The 6,538-nt window shown below is 28.5% G+C and carries 7 protein-coding genes; 3 read left to right on the top strand and 4 right to left on the bottom strand.

Features of this window, described 5'->3' with window-relative positions; all coding sequences use genetic code 11:
• Positions 1-282, bottom strand: a 282-nt coding sequence (locus ESZ54_RS11790; RefSeq protein ID WP_136137409.1) for a transposase, incomplete at its 3' end; no start/stop codon positions are given.
• Positions 283-372: 90 nt separating this feature from the next.
• On the opposite strand from ESZ54_RS11790, the gene ESZ54_RS11785 reads away from it, so the two are divergent.
• The 3 genes from ESZ54_RS11785 to ESZ54_RS11775 all read left to right on the top strand — a co-directional run bounded on the left by ESZ54_RS11785 (position 373) and on the right by ESZ54_RS11775 (position 2,752).
• Positions 373-1,098, top strand: coding sequence for an alpha/beta fold hydrolase (locus ESZ54_RS11785; protein WP_204249559.1), 726 nt, complete (start codon positions 373-375; stop codon positions 1,096-1,098).
• 80 nt (positions 1,099-1,178) lie between these two features.
• Entirely contained in the window at positions 1,179-1,856 is a 678-nt protein-coding gene (locus tag ESZ54_RS11780; protein WP_136137852.1) for a response regulator transcription factor, read from the top strand.
• Positions 1,857-2,056: 200 nt separating this feature from the next.
• Entirely contained in the window at positions 2,057-2,752 is a 696-nt protein-coding gene (locus ESZ54_RS11775; RefSeq protein WP_162615186.1) for a sensor histidine kinase, read from the top strand.
• Positions 2,753-2,791: 39 nt separating this feature from the next.
• Here the strand turns inward: ESZ54_RS11775 and ESZ54_RS11770 are convergent, their stop codons facing one another.
• The 3 genes from ESZ54_RS11770 to ESZ54_RS11760 all read right to left on the bottom strand — a co-directional run bounded on the left by ESZ54_RS11770 (position 2,792) and on the right by ESZ54_RS11760 (position 5,376).
• On the bottom strand, positions 2,792-3,568 hold the full coding sequence (locus tag ESZ54_RS11770) for an ABC transporter permease (protein ID WP_162615185.1): 777 nt from the start codon (positions 3,566-3,568) through the stop codon (positions 2,792-2,794).
• A gap of 1 nt (position 3,569) precedes the next feature.
• Entirely contained in the window at positions 3,570-4,505 is a 936-nt protein-coding gene (locus ESZ54_RS11765; protein ID WP_136137849.1) for an ABC transporter ATP-binding protein, read from the bottom strand.
• A 211-nt stretch (positions 4,506-4,716) separates the two neighbouring features.
• Positions 4,717-5,376 carry a CPBP family intramembrane glutamic endopeptidase gene (locus ESZ54_RS11760; protein ID WP_162615184.1) on the bottom strand — a complete coding sequence of 220 codons (660 nt, stop codon included), beginning with the start codon at positions 5,374-5,376 and terminating at the stop codon, positions 4,717-4,719.
• Positions 5,377-6,538: the final 1,162 nt, after the last annotated feature.

Genomic DNA, 6,538 nt, shown 5'->3' with positions numbered 1-6,538 from the left:
GCCAAATAGAAATCCTAAACTAAGCTTAAATCGAACATCTTGCTTAATTCTCATAACTAAAGCTTTAATTGTTGGAATGCCTTCTAAAAAGCTCACTAAAACAGCACGAAGTGCTGCTTCGTAATTAATGGTAACTGGCGCGCCGACAGTATTCTCTTTTTGAAATAAAGCAATCAATGGCGTTAGCTCTAATGGGGAGAAAAACTCTTGATATTTTACTTCAATCTCAAGTTCTTGTAGAATTTGGATGTCAAAAAGCGTTGGTTGTTGTATGATAGACATAGGAATCTTCCTTTCTGTTTAAGAGTCTGTCAGGACATCATAATTATAACAGATGGGGAGGTTCTTATTTTTATTGTTTTTAGAACGCTAATGTATCAAGGCATCATAATTATGAAATTAGCTCGTTTAGAAGAAGATTTCAAAATAGTTGTAGTTGAAAAATTTGGCTATGGTTTTAGTAGTGATACAGAAAATTCTCGAGATATTGATACAATTCTAGAGGAAACAAGGGGAGCTTTAAACAAAAAAGGAATTAAGCCACCGTATATGCTAGCTCCTCATTCTATGTCAGGTATCGAAGCTCTGTATTGGTATAAAAAATATCCTCAAGAAATATCTACAATTATAGGTTTAGATATGGCAACGTATGAAGCCTATGAAAACTTAAAGATTAGTTTAATTGGTTTAAAAATAAACAGATGGTTAGTGAAGGCTAATGTAACAAAAATATTTCCTAAAGCTATTGAGTCAGATGCTGTAAAATATGGTAATTTAGCTCAAATCGAGAAAGATACTTATAAAGAATTATTTTATAAGAATTTCACCTCAACAGCCACCTTGAATGAGGTTAGGGAAGTAAAAAGAAATAGTAAGAAAGTGAGAGACATTGATCTAAAGTCATTACCTCTATTAATATTAGTTTCTAATGGTAAGGGAACGGGAATAAAAAAAGATAAATGGTTTTCTATACAAGAGAATTTGAGAAGTAAGAGCCGTATGGGGAAAATTGTCTATTACGATTGTCCACACTATTTGCATAACCATAAAGCTTTAGAAATAGCAAAAGAAATTAAGCTATTTATAAAAGAAATCTAAGAAAATAAGGTTTAAAAAAAGTAAATAGAAGTGAATTAGATTATAATAAATGACGAATACTGTGTGAGGAGATAACTGCAATGAAACGTATACTGGTTGTTGAAGATGATATAGAGTTACATGAACTAATTAAAAAAATATTGAAAAATACATATTTAGTATTTTCAGCGTATTCAGGAACAGAAGCTATATTACTACAAGAAAAAGAATCATTTGATTTAATTCTATTGGATATGATGTTGCCGGGAGTAACGGGTGATAAATTATTATTAAAAATAAGAGAAAAAGTAAATACTCCAGTAATTATGTTAACAGCAGTGTCAGAAAAAAAAACGATTAGTGAATTATTATTAAGTGGAGCCAATGATTACATCACAAAACCTTTTGATATTGATGAGTTACTAGCTAGAATCAGCGTCCAATTAAGAAATAATATACCAACTAAAGAAGATGTATCTAATAATCTTTTTTATAAAAATATTGAATTAGATTTAACTATGTTTCAATTAAAAAAAGAAAAAGAAACAATTGATTTATCTAGAAAAGAAGCAGAGATATTAAAGTTACTCATTCAATATCCAAAAAAAATCTATACGAAAGAAGATATTTATGAAAATGTGTGGAAGGATGGTTACTATGGTGACGAAAACACAATAAATGTTCATATAAGTAACTTGAGAAAAAAGATAGCTAAATTAGATAACCAAGAAAAATATATTGATACTGTTTGGGGAATCGGAATTAAATTATCAGAATAGGAGATAAAAAGATGATTTATATTATGGTGGTTTTTATAGTACTTCTATTGATATACTTGATTCGGATGCAATTTTTAATACGAAAGATAATAAAACAGCTAGTCTATATTAATTCGATACAGACAAATACAGTCATAGAAATACCCACACGAAATAGAGAGTTCAAAAAATTATCCTTAGAAATTAATCGATTACTTCAAATGAATAAAGAAAACTATCAGAAAGTAATTGAAAGTAATGAACAATTTGATATGGCGATTAATAATATTTCTCATGATATTAGAACGCCTCTCACAGTGGCTAATGGATATGTTCAATTGTTAAACCGTTCTACTGAATTAGAAAAAAAAGAATTAGTAGAAAAAATTCGTCATAACTTAGATAATGTTGAGGAGAAATTAGAGGATTTACTAACATACAATCGCTTGATAGAACAACGAGTAGAAGTAGATTTATCAGTTATTAAACTATCATCATTATTAGAAAAATCCTGTCTAAGTTTTTACAATGCTTTTACAGAAAAAAATATAAATGTCTCCTTGAATATCGAACAAAATATTTTATTAACAAGCGATGAAACGATACTAACAAGGATTATAGAAAATGCTATTGGAAATATCCTTAATCATGGAGTAATACAAACAGAAATAATATTAGAAGAAAATGATGATAAAATTACAATGTTATTTTCTAACAAAACAACTGTCTTAATAGAAAATTATGATAAGTTATTTGAACGTTTTTATACGGAAGACTTTGCTAGAGTGAATAAAAATTCAGGTTTGGGATTATTTATTATTCAAGAGTTAACTAATCTATTAGGTGGCAGTGTGTCTGCTTATGGAGGAGATAATAAATTTAATCTTGAGATTCAAATACCTAAACTGAATGTTTAAAAGGAAGTGACAAAAATTGTCACTTCCTTTTTTAATGTATTATAATTCTGCTTTATCAAACTGCCAAACAGTTACACCTAATAAAAAAATAATAGTCATAAGTGCAGTCCCAATACTTTGCCATAGTTCTTTAGAACCACTTAAAATAAATTCGGTATCAGTTAATATACCTTGGAAGTCAAAAAATTGAATGAAGTCTAAAGAAAAAAACATATTAGCCAAAGTTACAAATAGAGGAAATAGAATAGCGATAAGAATAGCTAGTACATTGTTTTTAGTTAAATAGATAACTAAGCAACTTAATGTCATAACGGCTGTAATCATTAAGAATTGAACAGTACCGACAAAAAGCCATTCTTTCACTTGGTTTAAATTAAAGTCTTCTCCCACACCATAAAATAATGTCCCAGTTAAAAATGAAACGATGTATACATAAAATACTTGCAATAGAATTATCATCAAAAATGAAATGTATTGAGAAAAGAAGTATTTTGTTCGAGAAATTCCTACTGTTAAAATGTTTTTGTATGTTTGTTTAGTAAAATCATGTCCTACAATTATAACTAAAAGTGGTAGCATGCAGTAGAAGAAAAAGGACATCATATAGGACATAGCGTTTACGGAAGTGACACCAGTCCATGCTATACTAAAAGCTTCTTGTGCCTGTTCGGATGAAACACTATCTTCAACTCCTATAGAACCTATACTTTGACCACTAATTGAAATAAATATAAATGTAATGATAAATCCTTGTGCAATCCAAAATCCTTTTGTTTTAAACAATCTATAAAAATCTGCTCTAAGTGTTGCTAACATGTTAAAATCCCTCCATTTGTGTTTGATTATATTCTCCATCAACTAAAGATTTAAAATGACTTTCTAAATCTACACCACTTTTGTAAATTCCATTGATTTTAATATTTTCGTCAGACAAAAGTCTAACTAATTGTGATACTTCTACTGTTTCGTCATAGATATTGATTTCTGAACCTGATATAACTTTGAAATCATTAATAGAGTATTGTTCTAATAGTTGTGATGTTTTTGCAGTATCTTCAATTTGTAACGTAATCATATGACGTGATAAAGCTTCGAACTCTTCTTTAGATAATTCCTCAATTAATGTTCCTTGATTTAAAATTCCAAACCTATTAGCTACATGATATAGTTCCGTTAGGATATGACTTGAAATAAGAATAGTTATATTTAATTCTTTATTCAATTTCTTTAATAGTTCACGAAATTCGACGATGGCGATAGGGTCTAAACCATTGATAGGTTCGTCTAGTATTAAAAAATCAGGCTTACTCAGTAAAGCAATGGCAATACCTAGTTTCTGTTTCATTCCAAGAGAAAAGTGTTTAGATTTTTTCTTTCCAACATTTGCCAAGTCAACTAGTTCCAACATTTTATCAATATCTTCGTTATCTACAACCCCACGTAACTTACTATAGTAGATTAAATTTTCTTTAGCACTTAGATTATCATAAGCGACAGGTGTTTCAATGACACTTCCAGTTCTGTGAAGAGCGTTAATAAATTGTTTCTGATTATTTGAGCCAAATAATTGAATAGTTCCTGATGTTTGTTTTGATAGACTTGTTATAATCTTAAGGAGAGTTGTCTTTCCCGCACCATTTCTACCGATTAAGCCGTAGATGTCTCCTTTTTTAATAGTTAGATTAACATTGTCTAAAGCTATCTGTTGTTTGAATTTTTTTGATATATTTTTAAGTTCTAGTATTGTTTCCATAAGTCATATGCTCCTTTGTTGTTTTGATACTCTTAATATAATGGTAAAATCTAAAGAAATTATTAAATCAATTCTTAAGTCTTTCTTAAGTCTTAATATTTTATTAAGATGAATAAAATTGTGTTATGAGTATTATAAAGATTAGTAAGTAGTCCATTTTCAAGTTATAAAAAAAACCACATGAAATAGTTTAATCATGTGGTTTCAATAACTATAAAGGTATTTCAAAAATTATAATGATAACTAGTATAAGAACAGGAAAGACATTATTAACAAAGTGAGCTAATATAGGAATTTCCAACTTATTTGTTTTTTTGTAAACCAATGCATAAATGATAGCAGGTATAAAATATTGTAAAAAGAAAGCTAAATGAAATGTACCACCTAAAATATCAGGTAGGATGTGTGGTAAAGAGAATAAAAAAGCTTGAATAAGTAGTCCTATAATATTTTTATTGAATATTTTTTGATAAATTATTCCCCTAAAAATTATTTCTTCGAATAATGGGGCTGTCAAAAGAACTAAACTTACAGGTATAAATCCTTTTGAAATATCTGATAGAATAGCTTCTTGATTTTGTGAATTATCAGTTATATTAAATAAAGCCTTTGTAATAACGTTGATAACAAAAATAGCAATAGGTGTCATAAATACATACTTAATATCTGATTTGGTTAATTTACTTTTCAAATTTAATTTAGTTGATATGAATAAGAAACAACTGATTAAAAAAATGAAAAATAAAGCAAGTAATGAAGTGTTTAATATGTTTGGAGATAGTTCTATTGTTATGTACGCTGATAATAGAGTTCCTGATTGACTCATTACAAAAAGAAAAATTGCTAAAAGAAACAACTTGATTTTATTCATATAAACCTCCTTTAGAAAATCATTATACCATACTAAATTAAGTAGATTTACATCCCATTCCACATCAAAAAACCACATGAAACGAGAAGTCTCATGTGGTTACTTTTATATCAATATATCTCTTTTAAAGAGTTTACATCATACCGCCCATCATTAACGGGAATGTTTCTTTTTGTATGTTTTAAAGTGTGTAAAACAGGTTATTTATGCACATTTTAAATTTATAACCGAATATTAATGAGGGTTATAAGTTTTATAATTAGTTTATTTTGGTAGGTTATGGGGTTTTACATCACAATTCACATCTGAATCTAAAATATCTTCTCCATTATCGTCAAGAGTTGTAGCATGTTTTGAATCTCATTCTTTCTAAAGTTATGCTAAACCACATCTTAATCCACATCTAGCAATGTCTTCAAGCATTTTAAGCTAACTCAAATGGTTGTTTTATGGATGTTTAAGATTAGTAAAAGTTATGTTTAACGTGTCATGATTTTTGATTTACATTGCACTTTTTATAATCAAAGTACATGTCAAAATTGCATCATTAGGAAATTGTGTTATACTATCGTCAGTAGAATAAAGAAGTCGAAAAAAGATGGTGGCTAATCTCTTGAAAAAGGGGTGATGCCTATGATTTATATAGCATGCTTTATCCCTAGAAAGGAATAATCGTGTCTGTTTTTGAAGCATTATCACTAATGATTGCGTTCGCAACTTTAGTTTTGATGATAAAAGACGATAAAAATCAAAAAAAATAATCATCTTTTAACACTTTAGCGAGAGTTAAGATGATTATTAATCATTTTCTAAAAGCTACCGTCTTTGAAACGGCTATTTCTACGAATTGAGGGGCATATTAGCGTATGCCTCTTTTTCTATACCCATAATAACATATAAGTGATTTTTTTCAAAATATTAATTGTCATCAAGGTCAAGAATAATATTACGATTGTATTTTGCCTGCTTAATATCCTCTTCGGACAAAGCTATATCCTTAAAGTTGTACTTGATAGTTCTTAAAGATACATCTAATTGAATTGCTATTTCTTCTAGTGTTAAACCTAAAGTGTATAGTTGCTTAATCTCTTCTTTTCTTTTCTTTTAGTGACAAGTTCCTGTTCTAGTTCTTTAGTAGTTCTGATGTTAGTATGAAATCTTG

The organism is Vagococcus silagei (assembly GCF_004795745.1).
Taxonomy (GTDB): domain Bacteria; phylum Bacillota; class Bacilli; order Lactobacillales; family Vagococcaceae; genus Vagococcus; species Vagococcus silagei.
Note: the sequence above shows the minus strand (reverse complement) of the source record. Positions and strands in the feature narration are given on the sequence as shown.

Excerpts from the sequence above, each read along its gene's own strand:
- ESZ54_RS11785 (WP_204249559.1), top strand. The coding sequence starts at position 373 with ATGTATCAAGGCATCATAATTATGAAATTAGCTCGTTTAGAAGAAGAT.
- ESZ54_RS11780 (WP_136137852.1), top strand. The coding sequence starts at position 1,179 with ATGAAACGTATACTGGTTGTTGAAGATGATATAGAGTTACATGAACTA.
- ESZ54_RS11775 (WP_162615186.1), top strand. The coding sequence starts at position 2,057 with ATGAATAAAGAAAACTATCAGAAAGTAATTGAAAGTAATGAACAATTT.
- ESZ54_RS11770 (WP_162615185.1), bottom strand. The coding sequence starts at position 3,568 with ATGTTAGCAACACTTAGAGCAGATTTTTATAGATTGTTTAAAACAAAA.
- ESZ54_RS11765 (WP_136137849.1), bottom strand. The coding sequence starts at position 4,505 with ATGGAAACAATACTAGAACTTAAAAATATATCAAAAAAATTCAAACAA.
- ESZ54_RS11760 (WP_162615184.1), bottom strand. The coding sequence starts at position 5,376 with ATGAATAAAATCAAGTTGTTTCTTTTAGCAATTTTTCTTTTTGTAATG.